The organism is Flavobacterium sp. B114r (assembly GCF_056824125.1).
Genome location: NZ_CP124858.1, coordinates 2,037,775 through 2,055,122 on the forward strand (window position 1 = coordinate 2,037,775; position 17,348 = coordinate 2,055,122).

The 17,348-nt window shown below is 33.4% G+C and carries 13 protein-coding genes; 5 read left to right on the forward strand and 8 right to left on the reverse strand.

What is annotated here, in order from left to right:
* Nucleotides 1–65 precede the first annotated feature (65 nt).
* From QLQ94_RS08915 to QLQ94_RS08925, 3 genes are all read right to left on the reverse strand, one after another.
* A complete protein-coding gene (locus tag QLQ94_RS08915; RefSeq protein ID WP_271338647.1) occupies nucleotides 66–524 on the reverse strand; it encodes a ferritin-like domain-containing protein in 459 nt (152 codons plus the stop codon).
* Between the two features lie 319 nt (nucleotides 525–843).
* Nucleotides 844–2,034, reverse strand: a complete 1,191-nt coding sequence (locus QLQ94_RS08920; protein WP_482499535.1) for a pyridoxal phosphate-dependent aminotransferase — start codon at nucleotides 2,032–2,034, stop codon at nucleotides 844–846.
* Nucleotides 2,035–2,106: 72 nt separating this feature from the next.
* Nucleotides 2,107–3,201: a fatty acid desaturase family protein gene (locus tag QLQ94_RS08925; RefSeq protein WP_271338645.1), complete on the reverse strand. Its 1,095-nt coding sequence runs from the start codon at nucleotides 3,199–3,201 to the stop codon at nucleotides 2,107–2,109.
* A gap of 107 nt (nucleotides 3,202–3,308) precedes the next feature.
* On the opposite strand from QLQ94_RS08925, the gene rsmG reads away from it, so the two are divergent.
* Nucleotides 3,309–3,938: a 16S rRNA (guanine(527)-N(7))-methyltransferase RsmG gene (gene rsmG / locus QLQ94_RS08930; protein ID WP_271338644.1), complete on the forward strand. Its 630-nt coding sequence runs from the start codon at nucleotides 3,309–3,311 to the stop codon at nucleotides 3,936–3,938.
* 356 nt (nucleotides 3,939–4,294) lie between these two features.
* The gene (locus QLQ94_RS08935; protein WP_482499537.1) at nucleotides 4,295–5,710 is read left to right on the forward strand and encodes an alkaline phosphatase; all 1,416 of its coding nucleotides are present in this window, start codon (nucleotides 4,295–4,297) and stop codon (nucleotides 5,708–5,710) included.
* Nucleotides 5,711–5,792: 82 nt separating this feature from the next.
* On the opposite strand, the gene QLQ94_RS08940 is transcribed toward QLQ94_RS08935, so the two are convergent.
* On the reverse strand, nucleotides 5,793–6,524 hold the full coding sequence (locus QLQ94_RS08940) for a hypothetical protein (RefSeq protein ID WP_482499539.1): 732 nt from the start codon (nucleotides 6,522–6,524) through the stop codon (nucleotides 5,793–5,795).
* Between the two features lie 468 nt (nucleotides 6,525–6,992).
* Between QLQ94_RS08940 and QLQ94_RS08945 the strand changes: the two genes are divergently transcribed.
* Genes QLQ94_RS08945 through QLQ94_RS08955 form a run of 3 tightly spaced genes read left to right on the forward strand, consistent with a single transcriptional unit; the run spans nucleotide 6,993 to nucleotide 10,548 of the window.
* Nucleotides 6,993–8,054 carry a sensor histidine kinase gene (locus QLQ94_RS08945; RefSeq protein WP_271338641.1) on the forward strand — a complete coding sequence of 354 codons (1,062 nt, stop codon included), beginning with the start codon at nucleotides 6,993–6,995 and terminating at the stop codon, nucleotides 8,052–8,054.
* A complete protein-coding gene (locus QLQ94_RS08950) occupies nucleotides 8,051–8,776 on the forward strand; it encodes a LytR/AlgR family response regulator transcription factor (protein WP_271338640.1) in 726 nt (241 codons plus the stop codon). The genes QLQ94_RS08945 and QLQ94_RS08950 overlap by 4 nt, the downstream gene beginning before the upstream one ends.
* A 26-nt stretch (nucleotides 8,777–8,802) precedes the next feature.
* Nucleotides 8,803–10,548 carry a CocE/NonD family hydrolase gene (locus tag QLQ94_RS08955; protein ID WP_482499541.1) on the forward strand — a complete coding sequence of 582 codons (1,746 nt, stop codon included), beginning with the start codon at nucleotides 8,803–8,805 and terminating at the stop codon, nucleotides 10,546–10,548.
* Nucleotides 10,549–10,648: 100 nt separating this feature from the next.
* Here QLQ94_RS08955 and pruA read toward each other — a convergent pair whose 3' ends face one another.
* The 4 genes from pruA to QLQ94_RS08975 form a co-directional block, all read right to left on the reverse strand.
* Nucleotides 10,649–12,274 carry an L-glutamate gamma-semialdehyde dehydrogenase gene (pruA, locus tag QLQ94_RS08960; RefSeq protein WP_271336565.1) on the reverse strand — a complete coding sequence of 542 codons (1,626 nt, stop codon included), beginning with the start codon at nucleotides 12,272–12,274 and terminating at the stop codon, nucleotides 10,649–10,651.
* Between the two features lie 404 nt (nucleotides 12,275–12,678).
* Nucleotides 12,679–13,065, reverse strand: a complete 387-nt coding sequence (apaG, locus tag QLQ94_RS08965; RefSeq protein ID WP_271336564.1) for a Co2+/Mg2+ efflux protein ApaG — start codon at nucleotides 13,063–13,065, stop codon at nucleotides 12,679–12,681.
* Between the two features lie 79 nt (nucleotides 13,066–13,144).
* Nucleotides 13,145–14,407: a type IX secretion system plug protein gene (locus QLQ94_RS08970; protein ID WP_482499950.1), complete on the reverse strand. Its 1,263-nt coding sequence runs from the start codon at nucleotides 14,405–14,407 to the stop codon at nucleotides 13,145–13,147.
* Between the two features lie 78 nt (nucleotides 14,408–14,485).
* Nucleotides 14,486–17,335 (reverse strand): DEAD/DEAH box helicase, encoded by a 2,850-nt coding sequence (locus tag QLQ94_RS08975; RefSeq protein ID WP_482499543.1) that lies wholly within the window; start codon nucleotides 17,333–17,335, stop codon nucleotides 14,486–14,488.
* Between the last annotated feature and the right edge of the window lie 13 nt (nucleotides 17,336–17,348).

Here is a 17,348-nt window from a genome sequence, read left to right on the forward strand (position 1 = left end):
AAAGCAAAAAACTACTTAGTTTATTAACCAAGTAGTTTTTTTATTCTCAAAATACCTTATAAGTATTATGACAATTTTTTCGCTTTAATTTTTGCCAAAGTATTCTCGATACTGTTTAATTGTTTTGAAACAATAGCAATTTGACTTCCATCAAGATGGTTGTCTTCAAGAGCCATTTTGTATTTTTCGATTGCGGCTTCTTCTCCGGAAATACAGGCATTGATGATAGCTTCTGTATCGCCACTTGTAAAAGAGGATTTGATATCGATCCAGGCACGGTGTATTGCTCCCAATGGACCTCCGCCTGCTGTATCTGTTGATTTTCCCAGTTGATTGATTTGGTCTTGTATTTCTACAATAAAAAGAGCACGCTCACGGGCATAATCTAAAAAGTCTGTTTTGATCGCCGGGCTGCTTACGTGTTCAGCGGCATTTGTATATCCTAATTTTCCGTCTTCCAGAATCGAAATTAATCCGTTTAATGTACTAACTGCTTTTTCTGTGGTTTCATCTGTATGTATCATGATCTAATTTTTTAATTAATTTATAATACAAAGATGGGGACTAATAGATGGTTGTACCTTACAGGATTATACTTGTGTTTTACAATATTGTAGAATGGGAATTTTGAAAATGTTTTTTTTAGCTACGAATTTCACGAATTTCCACAAATTATTGGATTGTTTAATTTTCTCACTTTTTGGATGATTTTGAAAATGAAAATTTCTTGTTATCGATCCGCGGCGGCGGAAATCCCAAAATAAGCGCATAAAAAAACAGCTCAAAATATAAAGTGATGAAACTTTAAATCTTAAGCCGTTTTAGTAAAATTATTTATGTTTTTTATACAGCCAAAGCTTCTTTGATTCTGCGTAAAGCTTCTTTTAGGATACCGTCACTTGTTGCGTAAGAGAAACGAATACAATTTGGGTTTCCAAAAGCATCTCCGGTTACGGTTGCAACGTTTGCTTCGCCTAAAAGATACATTGACAAGTCGTTTGCATCTTTAATTTCGGTTCCTTTTAATGTTTTTCCGAAGAAAGAAGAAACGTCGGGGAAAACATAAAATGCTCCTTCGGGAACGTTGATTTTTACACCTGGAATTTCTTTTAGCAATCCAACTACTAAATCTCTACGAGAGTGGAAAGCCTGAACCATGTGGTTCAATACGCTTGGATCAGCTTCTACAGCAGTAATTGTAGCACGTTGCGCTACTGAATTTGCTCCTGAAGTTACTTGTCCCTGAATTTTTGTACACGCTTTTGCGATAAATTCCGGTGCTCCAATATATCCAATTCTGTATCCTGTCATAGCAAATGCTTTTGCAACTCCGTTTACAGTAATTGTTTTTTCTAACATTCCCGGGATTGAACCAATGCTGCAAAAAGTTCCTGAGAAATTGATGTGCTCGTAGATTTCATCAGCAACTACGTATATATTTGGGTGTTTTTCTAAAACTTTTGCAAGAGCTGTTAACTCTTCTCTGCTATAAACTGATCCAGATGGGTTGCAAGGAGAACTGAACCACATCATTTTTGTTTTTGGTGTGATGGCAGCTTCTAATTGTGCAGGAGTAATTTTAAAATCAGTATCTACAGATGTTGGAACTTCAACAGGAATTCCTCCTGAAAGTTTAACGATTTCGAAATAAGAAACCCAGTATGGTGCAGGCAAAATAACCTCATCACCATCGTTTAACATTACTTGTGCAATGTTGTATAAAGATTGTTTTGCTCCTGTAGAAACTACAATTTGAGAAGGTTTGTATTCTAAATTATTATCTCTTTTGAATTTTTTGCAAATTGCTTCTCTCAATTCTAAATAACCTTCAACCGGAGAATAGGTGCTGTAATTTTCATCGACTGCTTTTTTTACAGCTTCTTTTATAAAATCGGGTGTATTAAAGTCAGGCTCACCTAAACTTAAACTGATGATGTCTTTTCCTTGTGCTTTCAATTCACGTGCTAAAGCAGCCATTGCCAAGGTTTGTGATGTTGCTAAGTTGTTAATTCTGTCTGAAAGAATGTGATTCATTATAAAAAATTTGAATGTCCCTAATTTCAACTTCAATTAAGGAAGGTTAATTATTAATAGATTTTTTTAATTTTATGCAAGTTCCGGTTTCATTCCCAGATCTTTCAAGTGCTTATAATGTGCGATAACGGCACCTCTCATAGTCCGGAATTCATGATAAGGCAAGTTGCATTCGATTGCAGTTTGTTTTACAATCTCAGCAATTTTTCCGTAATGGATATGACTGATATTTGGAAAAATATGGTGTTCGATCTGGTGATTTAATCCTCCTGTAAACCAGTTTACAACTTTGTTTTTTGGAGCAAAATTCGCTGTCGTGTATAATTGGTGAATCGCCCAGGTGTTTTCCATTTCTCCATCTTCGTTAGGAACCGGGTTTGAAGTTTCTTCGACTACGTGTGCCAATTGAAAAACAACGCTCAGGATTAATCCCGCTGTGTAGTGCATTACGAAAAATCCAATAACAACTCTCCACCATTCTACGCCTAAAATCATTGGCAAAGCCATCCAGATTAAAACGTAGATTATTTTTGTGATGACTAAAACAGTCCAAAGTTTAGTTGGGCTTTGAGGTGCTCCGTAAGATAATTTTCTTTTCAGGTAGTTTTTCATTTGCTTGAAATCGGTTGTTAAAGCCCAATTAAAAGTCAATAGTCCGTATAAAAAGAAAGAATAATAATGTTGAAATTTATGAAAACGATGCCATTCAGCATTTTGCGTAAAGCGAATGATTCTTCCGGCATCAAGATCTTCATCATGACCGTGAATATTAGTATAAGTATGGTGAAGTACATTGTGTTGTACTTGCCAGTTGTGTACGTTTCCGGCTAAAACATAAATGCTTCCGCCCATGATTTTATTAATCCATGATTTAGAAGAATAAGATCCATGATTTCCGTCGTGCATCACGTTCATTCCAATTCCGGCCATTCCAACTCCCATAAGAATGTTGAGTAGCAATTGTGCCCAAAATGGCATCTCAAGAGTTAGTATTAAAAAGTAAGGCGTTAGGAAAACGGCAAAAAGAATAACGGCTTTTAAGTGCAGCTTCCAGTTTCCGGTTTTCTGAATGTTATTCTCTTTGAAGTAATTGTTTACTCGAGAGTTAAGAGTTCTGAAGAACTTCAGATTATCTTGCTTAGCAAATGTAGGCGCGGTGTTATTCATAATTAATTTAGATAGTTTTCAAAGGTAATTATTATAAATTTTCAATTTGCAAAATTGAGTTAAATATTTCAATCGTAAAGTAGTACTTTTGTTAAAAAATTAAAGCAATGGATGAGATATTGAAATATTTTCCTGATTTGACTGACATTCAAATCGAACAATTTCAAAAATTAGACTTTTTATACCACGATTGGAATGAAAAAATCAATGTTATTTCCCGTAAAGACATTGATGCATTATATACAAAACATGTTTTACATTCGTTAGGAATTGCAAAAATCATGAAGTTCGAACCTGGAACAACTGTTCTTGATGTTGGAACCGGAGGAGGATTTCCCGGGATTCCGTTAGCAATTCTTTTTCCTGAAACACGTTTTTATCTGATTGACGTTATTGCAAAAAAAATAAAAGTGGTTCAGGGTGTCGTTGATGCATTAGAATTAAAGAACGTAAAAGCGGAACAATTGCGTGCCGAAAATGTAAAAGGCGATTTTGATTTTATCGTGAGTCGCGCCGTTACAAACATGCCGGATTTTGTATCCTGGATTAAAAGTAAAATCAAAAAACAGCACAAGCATACTTTAAAAAACGGAATTCTATACCTAAAAGGTGGTGATTTGACCGAGGAACTAAAGGATTTTCCAAAAGCAACTTTATATGATTTGTCTACCATTTTTGATGACGAATTTTTCGAAACTAAAAAAGTGGTGCATTTGCCCTTGAAGTTTACAGTTTAATAAATCTCATACTACTAAACGACCCGATAGTAATCACTTTTGTGAATTATTGTCGGGTTTTTACTTTTTTTCTTCATTTTTTAGTACTGTTATTTAATGTTGGTTTTAATTGTTATTGTTTTCAATTTTAGAACAGTATAAATTTAGGGTGAGTTATTTTCTATAAGTATTACGATAAGCCTTAAAAATGATAAAATAGGATATTTTTTAAGTATTCATATTTGTGACAATCAGTTTTTTTCTTCTTAATTCTACCGCTTGTATTCTATCTAAGGCGAATCAATTATCATAACACAATGATAATTTTGTGGTTAGATGTATTTCTTTATCTTTGAAAATACTAATTAAAAGTAATAATGGATAGAAGGAAGTTCTTTAAAAATGGCTCTTTATTTACAATTGGAGCTGCAGTTATGAATCCGTTTCAGAGTTCTGCAAATATTTTAGATTTAGAATCAGTAAATAAAAATAAAAAGGCCAAAAATATTATTCTGTTAGTTAGTGACGGAATGAGTACCGGAACGCTAAATATGGCTGATTTGTTCCTGAACAGAAAAACAGGAAAAGGCTCAAATTGGATACAGTTATATAAAGACAACAGGGTTTCGAGAGCCTTAATGGATACCGCTTCTGCGAATTCTATTGTTACAGATTCTTCGGCTGCGAGTTCTTCATGGGGCGGAGGTTTTCGTGTCAATAATGGCGTGCTGAATGTGAGTCCGCAAGGAGAGCCACATTTGCCTATTTGGCAAAAATTCAAGAAGGCCGGTAAAATGGCAGGTTGTGTCACGACCGTTCCAATTACGCATGCAACTCCTGCTGGTTTTTGTGTAAGCAGTAAAAGCAGAAATGCTCAGGATGATATTGCTGAACAATATTTGGATCTTGGTTTTGATGTTATGATGGGTGGAGGCTCAAATTATTTTAATCCGGAAGTAAGAAAAGATAAAAAGGATATGTTTGCGGCTTTTATAGCAAAAGGATATCAGGTCGTAAAAACGCGTTCTGATATGGATGCAGCTTCAAATTCTCAACCTATTTTAGGTGTGTTTGCAGAAGATGGTGTTCCTTATTATGTAGATAGAAATAATGATGAAAACCTGAAAAAAACTATTCCAAGTCTGGCAGAAATGGCCCAGAAGGCTATTGACAGAATGAAAAATCATAAAAATGGTTTTGTTTTGCAAATTGAAAGTGGAAAAGTTGATTGGGCTGCACACGGAAATGATATTGCAGGCTTGATTAATGATCAGATTGAATTTGATGAAGCGGTAAAAATTGCAATTGATTTTGCCGAAAAAGACAAAGAAACATTAGTAATTATAACCACAGATCATGGAAATGCCAATCCGGGAATTATTTATGGCAAAAATGCGAATGATAATTTTGACAGTATCCAAAAATATACGCAGACTAATGAATGGATTCTGAATCAGATAAAACCTGAATCTTCAGTTTCGCAAGTAAAAGAAATTATTGAAAAGGCAAATGGACATTCGGTTTCAGATGAAGATGCAAAAATGGTACTGAGTTATTATGATGGTTTGCACAAAGAAGATGGATTGTACAATTATAAAAAATTACCATACAAAGCTTTTGCTGAAATGCAGGGAAAAATAAATTCTGTTGGCTGGATTAGTATGGACCATTCTGCAGATTATGTTGAACTGGCAATGTTTGGTCCCGGAAGTGAATTATTAAAACCTTTCGTAAAAAACACTGACTTGCATTATCTAATGCTGCAGGCGGCAGAAGTAGAGAATAAATTTTAATTTATGAGATGAAATAATAAACCCCACAAACTTCAAAAATAGTTGAAGTTTGTGGGGTTATTTTTTTTTTAAAGTTATTTGGTTATGACGCCTTTCTGGATAAGCCTAAAAAAGGATTAGTCTTATAATCTATATTTTCAACAAAATCTTCAAGAGCATTTTCTGATGCTTCTTTAGTATATTCGAATTCAGGATTAAAGAAAAAATCGCGACATATTACAGGTTCGTTTGATGAATCATATATTGCTTCATCAGTTACATCAATATTATCTTTCGTATACTGAGATGGATATTCTTGTTGTAGCGCTGTTATTTTTCTACTGAACCACTTGTCAAAAGTACTTTTTTTAGGAGTGATATTACGTGCTAATAACACCAAGCCAATTAATTCGCCTTGTAGTAAATAAGATCCTTTTCTATACATAACATCAATCATTCTTACATTCATAAGCGCTATCCATAAAGGTCCGCTTACATGTCCTGACGCAGATATATCGAAACCGGCATCAAAAAGCAACGGTTTTGTGTTTTCTCTATTATCTACTGAAAACCAAAGTGCTTCGATACGTTTTTGTATATCACTATTCATTTTTGTATTTCCTGTGTAACGCCAATAAACCCATTCAAGCAAGGCAGCTGTAAGACCTACTGACGCTTTGTGATTAATTTGAAGTAATGCATTCTCAAGATCTTCATTTTCTTCAGATGGATCTAAAAATTGATCAATCTTTTTTTTATTCCACTTATAATTAATCGGATGTCCAATACTTTTTGATTGTACGATTATTGGAGGTGTGTTTTGTAAATTTTTCATGTTCTTTTCTTTTGGGTAATAGCTCCAGTTTTTTTTTAAATGACAGGTTTTTAGCCTTGTATTAAATATTCTTTTATATAATAAATCAGAATGCAAATGTAAGAGGACATGAGATTTTAGAATGGTACAATAAGTTTTTAAAGTAACAGAATAGGATTTTTTAATATGTATAGCGTTGATAATCAATATAATAAGAAAAGTATTGCAAAACTATAAATACATGAAAATGAGATGTCATAACAAACAAGTTGTGTTCTTATTGTATGAGATGTAAATATCTGTTTGTGAGTGTTTTGTTTCGAATTATGATTAAAAACAATAGAAAAAAATCCGCGCCTGAAATATTCAAAAATTAAGATTTAGTGAATAAGCTTTTCATTCGTCCCCTATTATTTTGCGTTCATCTACTTTTATTTGCTTAATCTGCATTAGAGGAATATCTTTACTAATGCATTAACAAATTTTAATTTGAAATCAGTAATAAAAATAACAACATATTGGAAAATTCAACTGATAGGATGGATTATCACTTCTTTATATTGGGGGTTTTCGGCTTTTATATCTGGAAACTTTATCTGGAAAATTGGCATTTTCGATTTAATACTCGATGTTTCGATTGGTATTACACTAACAAATCTTTACAGGAATTTTGCCTTAAAAAAGGGATGGACTAAATTAAATCTAAAAATATTAGCTCCAAAAATTGTCCTTAGTATCTTGGTTCTTTCCTTCTTGTATATGCTTTTGATTGTGTCTAAACTTTATCTGGTACGTTTGTTTATTTTAGAAAACAGTCCAATTTCATTTATTTCATTTTTCAAATTAACACAATTGCAGGTTTTTATTACGGGTACCAGATTAATGTCAGTTTGGGTATTGGCGTATCATCTTTATCATTATTCAAGACTTGAATTAGAAACGGTGAAGGAAAATGCCCAATTGTCGATTAAAATAAAAGAGGCACAACTTAATAACCTGAGCGCACAGCTTAATCCGCATTTCTTTTTTAATTCATTAAATAATATAAAATTTCTGGTTTTAGAAAATCCATCTTCGGCCAGAAGGGCAATTGATCTTTTGTCTGATTTATTACGAAATTCTTTAGACACTAATATTGGGAAACTAATATCCTTAAATGACGAAATTAATCTTGTCAGGGATTATCTGGAATTAGAAAAAATGCGGTTTGAAGAGCGGCTGCAGATAAAAATTGAAATTAATGCAGATACATCCCAGCATTTAATTTTGCCTTTTAGTATCCAGACGTTGGTCGAAAATGCAATAAAACACGGAATCGAGAAAAGAAAAAGTGGTGGCTTTATTATGGTGAAAGTTGAGATGGAAAACAGTTTTATAAAAATAAGTGTTCAAAACTCAGGAAGGTTAATTGACCAGATTCAAAATTCTGGTATTGGATTAAAAAATCTGAACGAAAGATTGTTATTGCAATATAACGGAAATGCTTCTTTTGATATTAAAGAGATGAGAGACGAAACTGTTTTGGCAACTATTTTAATTCCATCAAAATGAAAAAGATAAAAGTTGTAATAGTTGATGATGAGCGTTTATCGCGGGAAGAATTAAAAAGAGCTTTAAAACCATACGATGATTTTATCCTGATTGGTGAGGCAGAAAATGCCGATGATGCTAAGGATTTAATTGAATCAGAAATGCCGGATTTACTTTTTCTGGATATTAAGATGCCTGAAAAGTCCGGATTCGATTTGTTGGAGTCACTGAATAATGTGCCGGCAGTTTTATTCATTACAGCTTATGATCAATATGCCGTACAGGCATTTGAAGTAAATGCTTTAGATTATTTAATGAAACCAGTACGAGAGGAACGTTTTGCAAAAGCGATCGAAAAAATAAGAGATACTTTTAAGTTGAAATCTGCTTTAAATAATATTGAAACAGAAGATCGAAAAATTTTTATTAAAGACGGAGAGAAACGATTTTTTATTCGGTTAGATGAAATTTATCTAATTGAATCATTGGAAAATTACACGAGACTATTTTTTCAGAACAAAAAAGCACTTCAAAGGCGTTCGCTTCGCCAATGGGAAGAAATATTGGATGAAAATACTTTTTTCAGAATCAACAGGGCCGAAATTATAAATATGAATTTTATTCAGGAAGTAAATATTACAAGTGCGGGCAGGATGGAAGTAAAGCTAAAAACGGGAGAATTATTAGAAGTATCCAACCGTCAATCAGTGAAGTTTAAAAATAGCAATGGATTTAATAAATGAAAAATTACTTAAATAGAAACGATTCAATGAAGCCAATTTTATATTTTGTATTTCTCGTTTTGATAGTATCAAACGTATTCTCACAGCAAACAAGTGCAATAAAAGCAGCAGATTTAAAAAGTGCTTATACTATTCAGGATAGTGTGATGATTAAAACACGAGATGGCGCATTGATCTCTGCAATCGTGGTGCGAAAAAAAAGAGATTCTACTCCAAAACCTGTGATACTTCAATATACTATTTATGTAAGAGATAAAGGAAGAGATCTTAAATCCCTGAAAGAAGCAGCGGATAATGGTTATGTAGGTGTTATGGCATATTCAAGAGGTAAGGGATTTAGTCCTGATGAAATATTTCCTTATGAAAATGATAGTAACGATGCTTACGATGTTATCGATTGGATCAGTAAACAAGAATGGTGTAACGGAAGTGTTGGGATGTATGGCGGCAGTTATAATGGATTTACACAATGGGCAGCTTGCAAAAAAATGCATCCGGCACTAAAAACGATTGTGCCTTATGTTGCAAACAGACCCGGAATGGGTTTGCCAATGGAAAATAACGTTTTTGTAAACCCTAATTATGAATGGTCGTTGTATGTTGGAAATAATAAGACCTTAGATACTATTGCCGGAAACGACAGGCAGCGATTTAGGAAAATGCAAAATAAATGGTGGGAAACCGGAGTTGCTTATAAAAAATTAGATAGTGTAGATGGAGTTCCTAACAGGCATTTTCAACGATGGATCAATCATCCTTCATTTGACGAATATTGGCAAAAAATGGCACCTTACGAAAAAGATTTTACCCAGATTAATATTCCTGTTTTAGCTTTTGACGGATATTATAATGATTCTCAAAATTCAAGCTTATATTATATAAGAGAGCTTCAAAAATATAACCCGCAAACTCCAGCCTATGTAATTATTGGACCGTATGGTCATTTTGGTACACAGGTTGGTGGCGAAGTTAGTTTGTATGATTACAAAGTTGATCCAGTTGCAATCATTAATATAAAAAAAATCACGTACCAATGGTTTGATTATATTCTAAAAAATGGTGCAAAACCTGAAGTACTCAAAGACAAGATTAATTATCAAGTAATGGGAAAAAATGAGTGGAGAAGTGCTCCGTCTCTTGATAAAATGAGCAATGGTTTCCTGAAGATGTATTTGACGGATAAAAAATCAGGAAAATTTTATGCCCTAAAGGATAAGAAACCAATTAAAAAAAAGTATCTGTATCAGGAAGTTGATTTTGCCAACAGAGAAATTCAAAATAACGATTACTACCCGGATCCTATTATCAGAAAAGAAATTGATACGACAAATGGATATGTTTTTATAAGTGAACGATTGAAAGAACCAATTTTGGTTAACGGATCATTCTTAGGCGAGATAAAAGCGAGTATCAACAAAAAAGATATGGACATAGGAATTACATTATATGAAGTAATGCCAAACGGAGAATATTTTCATTTGTCTTATTTTTTAGGACGCGCCAGTTATGCTAAAGACATTACAACAAGAAATTTATTGCAACCAAATCAAATAGAAACAATACCATTTTCGAATACACACTTGGTCAGCAAGCAATTAAGTAAAGGAAGTCGTTTGCTTGTGGTAATCAATGTCAATAAAAATCCGTTTTCAGAACTCAATTACGGAACTGGAAAAGTGGTAACTGAGGAAACGATCAAAGATGTAAAAGAACCTTTGAAAGTAAAATGGTACAATGACAGTTTTGTAAAAATTCCGATTTGGAAAGAATAGAAGAATAAAAGCAAAAGCCACAAATTTCATTTGAAATTTGTGGCTTTTTATATAGACAAAGTTTCTAAAATCTGAAACTTTAAACTTCAAACAAAATTTATTAACCTAAGAAAGGATATTTGTAATCTTCCGGAGTTACAAAAGTTTCTTTGATAGTTCTAGGAGAAGCCCAACGTAATAAGTTCAAAGCAGAACCTGCTTTATCGTTAGTTCCTGAAGCTCTTGCTCCACCAAACGGCTGCATTCCTACAACAGCTCCTGTTGGTTTATCGTTGATGTAGAAGTTACCAGCTGCATTTTGCAATTTCGTAGTTGCTACTTCAATAGCATAACGATCCTGGCTGAAAACTGCTCCTGTAAGAGCATACTCAGAAGTAGTATCAACTAATTCTAAAGTCTCTTCCCATTTTGCATCTTCGTACAGATAAATAGTAATAACTGGTCCGAATAATTCGGTTTCCATTGTAGTATATTTAGGGTTTGTGGTTACAATAACTGTTGGCTCAATAAAGTACCCTACAGATTTATCGTAGTTTCCGCCAACGATGATTTCAGCGTCAGCATCTTTTTTAGCTTGATCGATAAAACCAGCTAATTTATCAAAAGAACCTTCGTGAATAACTGCAGTAATAAAGTTTCCGAAATCTTCCGGAGAACCCATTTTCATCGATTTTGCATCAGCAATTAATTGTTCTTTTACAGCTGGCCATAAACTTTGCGGAATATAAGCTCTTGAAGCTGCAGAACATTTTTGCCCTTGAAATTCAAATGCACCACGAGTAATTCCTGTAGAAACTTGTTTTGCATTAGCACTTGGGTGAGCGATGATAAAATCTTTACCACCAGTTTCTCCTACGATTCTTGGGTATGTTTTATAGTTATGGATATTTGCTCCAATTTTTGCCCAGATATCTTTAAATACGTGAGTTGATCCTGTAAAGTGAACTCCGGCGAAATCACGACTTGCCAAAACAGTATCAGTGATCATTAAAGCATCTCCAAAAACAACGTTGATAACGCCATCAGGAACACCAGCTTCTTTGAAAACATCGATGATAATTTTTGCAGAAAAAACCTGGCTATCACTTGGTTTCCAGATTACAACGTTACCCATCATTGCAGCACTTGCAGGAAGATTTGCAGCAATAGCAGTAAAGTTAAAAGGAGTAATCGCGTAAACAAAACCTTCAAGAGGTCTGTATTCTAAACGATTCCATGTAGTAGAATCAGATTTTGGCTGATCTCCGTAAATCTGAGTCATAAATTCTACGTTGTAACGTAAAAAGTCGATCAATTCGCAAGAAGCATCAATTTCTGCCTGATGAATATTTTTAGATTGTCCAATCATTGTAGCTGCATTAATACGAGCTCTGTATGGACCTGCAATAAGTTCAGCAGCTTTTAAGAAAATAGCAGCACGTTGTTCCCATGCCATATTTGCCCATGCTTTTCTTGATTCAAGAGCATTAGCAATTGCTTTTTCGATATGTTGTTTTTCAGCTAAGTGATAAGTTCCTACAATGTGTTTGTGATCGTGAGGAGCTGATATTGTTCTTGTATTTCCAGTTCTGATTTCTTCGCTTCCGATGTATAACGGAACGTCAATTTGAGAATTCCACAATGTGGTGTAAGCCGCCTGAACAGCTGCTTTTTCTGGTGAGTTAGGTGCGTAGCTTTTTACAGGCTCGTTTACCGCTTTTGGTACATGAAAGAATCCTTTTAGCATTTTATTTAAAATTAGATAATTAGACAATTTAAGGGTTAGATGATTTGATTTGTTACGAATAATCTAACGTTGCACAAAAGTACAAAGGATAAATTAATAATTTGATAATTTTGTGATTTAGATAACGATAAAAAAGACAGTTTTTAAAGGGCAACACAAAAACCCGAGGAGAAACACAAAACATTTTGTAGTGTAAATAATTTTACCGCAAAGCGCGCAAAGTTTTTTATTAGTAAGGTTTTGTAAAACCACAAAGTTCGCAAAGTTTTGTATTGATCCAGTTTTGTGAACTTTGTGGTTTCTATGCGTAAAGTAAAATTAAATCTTAGTGTGCTTTGCGGTAAAATTCATTCCTAATTTATAGCTCCACAGGTTTTTGCATTGATTCGTTTTTAAACTACAATCTAGTTTAAAGCAAAAGGAGCACACATTCTAAAAGTAGGAACAATAACTTTAAATGTTTTTGTACTGGTAAAATTGATCATATTAAAATAACCTTTCATCGCACCATAAGGAGATGATAGAAGGCAACCTGAACTATAAGTGTGATTTTCTCCAGGTTTCAGAACCGGTTTTTTTCCAATAACGCCTTCTCCGTCTACAATTTCTAAGTCGTTCAAAGAATCAAATATTTCCCAGTGACGAGAAGTTAACTGAACTGAATCTTTGCTGTGATTTTCGATTGTAACTACATAACTAAAAGCAAAGTGAATCTTGTAGTTCTTGAAGTAAGTACCTTCAAAACTAGTCAAAACAGATATTTTTATGCCTCTTGTTATCTGAGAAACCATACTAAAGTAGTATATATGTGTGGGTTATAGTTGCAAATCTACAAAAAAAAATCTTTCGATTTAAAACCTTAACAATGTTTTAATTTATGATGTTTATAGAGTTAGCATTTCCTTTTCCTATAACTCTTTGATAGCGATCAGTGCTTTCTTTGTAATAAACTAAGATGGTGTACTCATTTTCAGTTTGATAAAAGTTTCCATCAATCGCATTTTGATAATCAATTGCACCTTTTCTATCCGCAATAGTATATTGAAAATTAGTAAAACCTTGCTTAATCATTACCGCTTTTTCATAAAGTCCCTTATCAGTATTATAGTCCATTTTGTATTCCGGCGACAAACTGTAGTTATTAAACATTCCGGTAATGTAAATATCTTTCGTCGATGATCTGAAAGTAGGGGCCGAAAGACTGAAATAAACCCACGCATAATCAGCTTCGATTTCGTTATTGGAAGCATTGATGTTTTTAACAACAAAATTGCCATTTATATCTTGGTAAACTGAATATATCTGATTGGCTCTTGCCTGATTCGTGTATAAATAAGCGTTGTAAATATCATTGTTCGCACCAACTCGCCCTACGTTATTACTTGCGGCGCGAATGTCTTTATTTTCGAAATATAAAAATTCATTTCCACCCCAAAACTGTGTTTCCTTATCGTATTTATAAACCAATTGATTTCCGATTGTGTATTGTGGCGGAACATTTTTTATAGCAGTATTAAAGTTACCATTTTGCAGCAATACAATTTTTACGTTTTGTATTGGAGTCTGAAAAACAATATCATTTGATAGTATCGAAAAATCCAAGTTTTGTTTGTAATCTATATTTGTAACATCGCGGCTTCGTTTGACCTGAGCTGCAACTGTAGCATGGTTTTCGTATAAAATGAATTTTCTCGAGAAAACAACTTCCTTATCTTCATTTAGAATCCTAAGCATGTAATTTCCCGAAATACGTAATTGTGATGTAAATTGATTCGGGAACGCAAGTCGGTAATGAGAATAAACCTGAAGCGTATTAAATGAATTTACATAATCAGTAATTCTTTGATTGTCAAAACCACTAATGTAATCAGTCTTAGGAATGTCTGTTGGTTTCCAGTTGTAATCGCAATGTATCAATTCAAAATAATAATTAGCCTCATTGCCAAATAAATCATCAAATTGAAAGGTAAAAGTATTGCCTAATTCGAATATAGGAACAACGTTACTGCCGTTTTGAACAAAGGAAACGGTTTTGATATTGTACGGAGGATCAATTTCGGTTTGTACTTCCTGTGCTGCTGCTGAAGCAAAAAATAAAATAAACAGAAGATTTCTAAATAAAAATTTTGGCATCATATTACGTTGTAAGATTGTAAATATAACAATTTTATATAAAGTAACAGGATGCCGCTTTTTCAGGTTGCAAATTTATCAGGAACCCAAAATGTATTCGAGATTAACTTCGATTTCGTCGTTAATGTAACTTTCTTCTAAAAGGGAATCAGATAAGAGCTTTTTGTTTTCCTGTAGTTTGATTATTTTTTCTTCGACCGTATTTTTCGAAATAAACCGGATAACATTTACTTTATTTAATTGTCCAATTCGGTGCGCCCGGCCAACACCTTGTTTCTCAGCAAAAGGATTCCACCACGGATCTAAGAATAAAACATACGAAGCTTTAGTAATATTTAAACCTACGCCACCTGCTTTTAGCGAAATAAAAAATAACAAAGGATTTTCCTTTTCCTGAAACCGCTTTACCTGTTGTTCCCTTTTATTGGCAGGCGTTTCGCCTGTAATCTCACAATAATCTATTTTGTTCTCCTTGCACCAATCAGAGTAAAAATTCAGATTAGTAACAAACGAGCTAAAAATGATGGTTTTTTGTTTTCCTTTTACCAGGTTTTCAAGATAATTAGTGACCGCAATATATTTTCCAGAGTCAATTTCTGACTCCTGATCAACCATTTTAGGATGATTGCTCAATTGCCTTAATTTCATCAGCGTGTTGATAATGCTAATTTTATCAGGGCTTGATCCGTCTGTTTTTAGTAAAAAATTACGGGCTTTAGATTTTTCCTTCTCATATAATTTCTCCTGTTCGGGATCCATGTTGCAATAATAAATCTGTTCTGTTAATTCCGGTAAATCTTTTAAAACCTGTTCTTTAGTTCTTCTTAAGATATAAGGCTGGATGAGGTTTTTTAATTCAGACAAACTGTTTTCGTCCTGCTTTTTCTCAATCGGAATTTTAAAATTTTCTGCAAAAAAGTTATAACTTCCCAAAATATCAGGATTTATAAATTGCATCTGCGACCATAAATCGTCCAGTGAATTTTCGATAGGTGTACCACTCAGCGCCATTTTGTGGGCTGTATTTATTTTATTTATCGCTTTAAAAATTTTAGAATTTTTGTTTTTAATGTATTGGCTTTCGTCCAGAATTAAATAACGAAAATTGTATTTTTCTAAAATTGATATATCGCGATGAACAATACTGTAGCTCGTAAAAATTAAATCTGATGATTCTAATCTGTGTTGTAATAATTTTCTATCGTTACCCACATATTGCATTTTCGAAAAATGCGGGGTAAATTTCAGGGCTTCGTTGTACCAGTTAAAAACCAATGAAGAAGGTAAAACAATCAATGCTTTCAAAGGTTCTCTTTCTATGGTCGTTTCATTTTGAAACAAATCAAAATTCGTAGTTTTAGTAGTATATCCCAATTGTTCCTGTACTGCAACCAGAACGGCTAAGGTTTGCAGTGTCTTACCGAGTCCCATGTCATCAGCAAGGCAAGCGCCCAAATTGGAGTTAAAATGACCTAAAAGCCATTTTACGCCATCAATTTGATAAGGTCGTAAAGTTGCTTTCAGCAAATCAGAAGATACATATTCGGCTTTGTGAATCACATCGCTTTTTATTTCCGGAATTGCATCTAAAGCGGCAAAATTACTTTTGCGTAAAAGCAGAGTGCCATTTTCTGTTTTGGCTAATTTGGCCAACGAGCTGTACTTACTAAGCCATTCTAAAGGAATCAGGAAATAGTTTCCGTCAGGCAGTAAAAAAAGTCTTTCCTTACTTTTTATGTTGGGTATAATTTCGCTGAAATTGATCGTGTAGGTACCAATCGAAATGATTATTTTGATATCAAACCAATCTTCTTTTGTCTCTTCTTTTAAGGCTGAAATGCTGTGGCTTTCTGTAATGATTTCTTTGCTTTCCAGTTTCAGATTCTCAATAGTAAATCCTAATCTTTCCAGATCTTCCTTACGATCAATAATCAATTGAATATTGACATAGGGATCGTGAATTTCGGCATCTGAATTTCGTCCAAACAAATCATTTTTGATTTTTACTAAACCAATTTCAAGTAATTTTTCTGTGTGTGTAATTTCATCGGGACTTCGCTTGAACTGAATTATTTTGGGTTCGTTAGGGATGCTAAAATCAACAAATGAATGTGTTTTTTTAGTTTTACCGGCATCAAACGAATATCCATTATAATCAAAGTATAAGTTGAGGTAATAACAGTTTTTAAAAAAGTCATAAACAGGCTGAATCGTACTGGAAATAATTGTATCACGAAGTTCAATTTCAAAACCCGTTGGTTCGATATCAATTTTTTTGGCTATTTCAGGAATGAAATTTTTAAAATAAGTATCAACTAATTTTGAAGGGATTTCAATTGATTTCTTAGTCAGAAAAGGCTGTATTTTTTTAGCGTTAAGTTCTTTAAGCTGACTTAGTTTTTTATTGGTGATGATCCATCCGGGCTCATCCACAAGAATTTCGATGCTGCCATTCATGGGTAAAAAGGTAGTTTCGTTTTCTTTTAAAGATAAAGTATACGTAATTCCGTCAGTATGTTTGTTAAACTGAATCTCAGGCTCTAAATACAACGGATCTGTACTGACTCTGGAACGGTAAAAATCCTTTTCGGCACTCATATTAAGAGATAGCGGAAATTGCTCTTTTACAATTATAGTATAAAAGGAATCTAAATTTATCTTGAGATGCTGTTGAATGGCATATTTAATTTTTGAATCCTTTTGCAAATCAGCAATTGTTTTTGCGGACTTGATTTTTGCACTGAATTTTTTAAAAATAAAATCAGGCTTTAAAGATTCGCAAACCGTCAGTATTTTTTTTGTATTGGCATCTAAATTTTCAAAAACAATAAAAAAACTTTCAAGGACGTCTTTAGTTGCTTTTTTGTTTAAATATTTAATTTCATCAGTATTCTCAACGATATAAGCCGTTGGAATATAAACATTCATGTTTTTTTCTAAA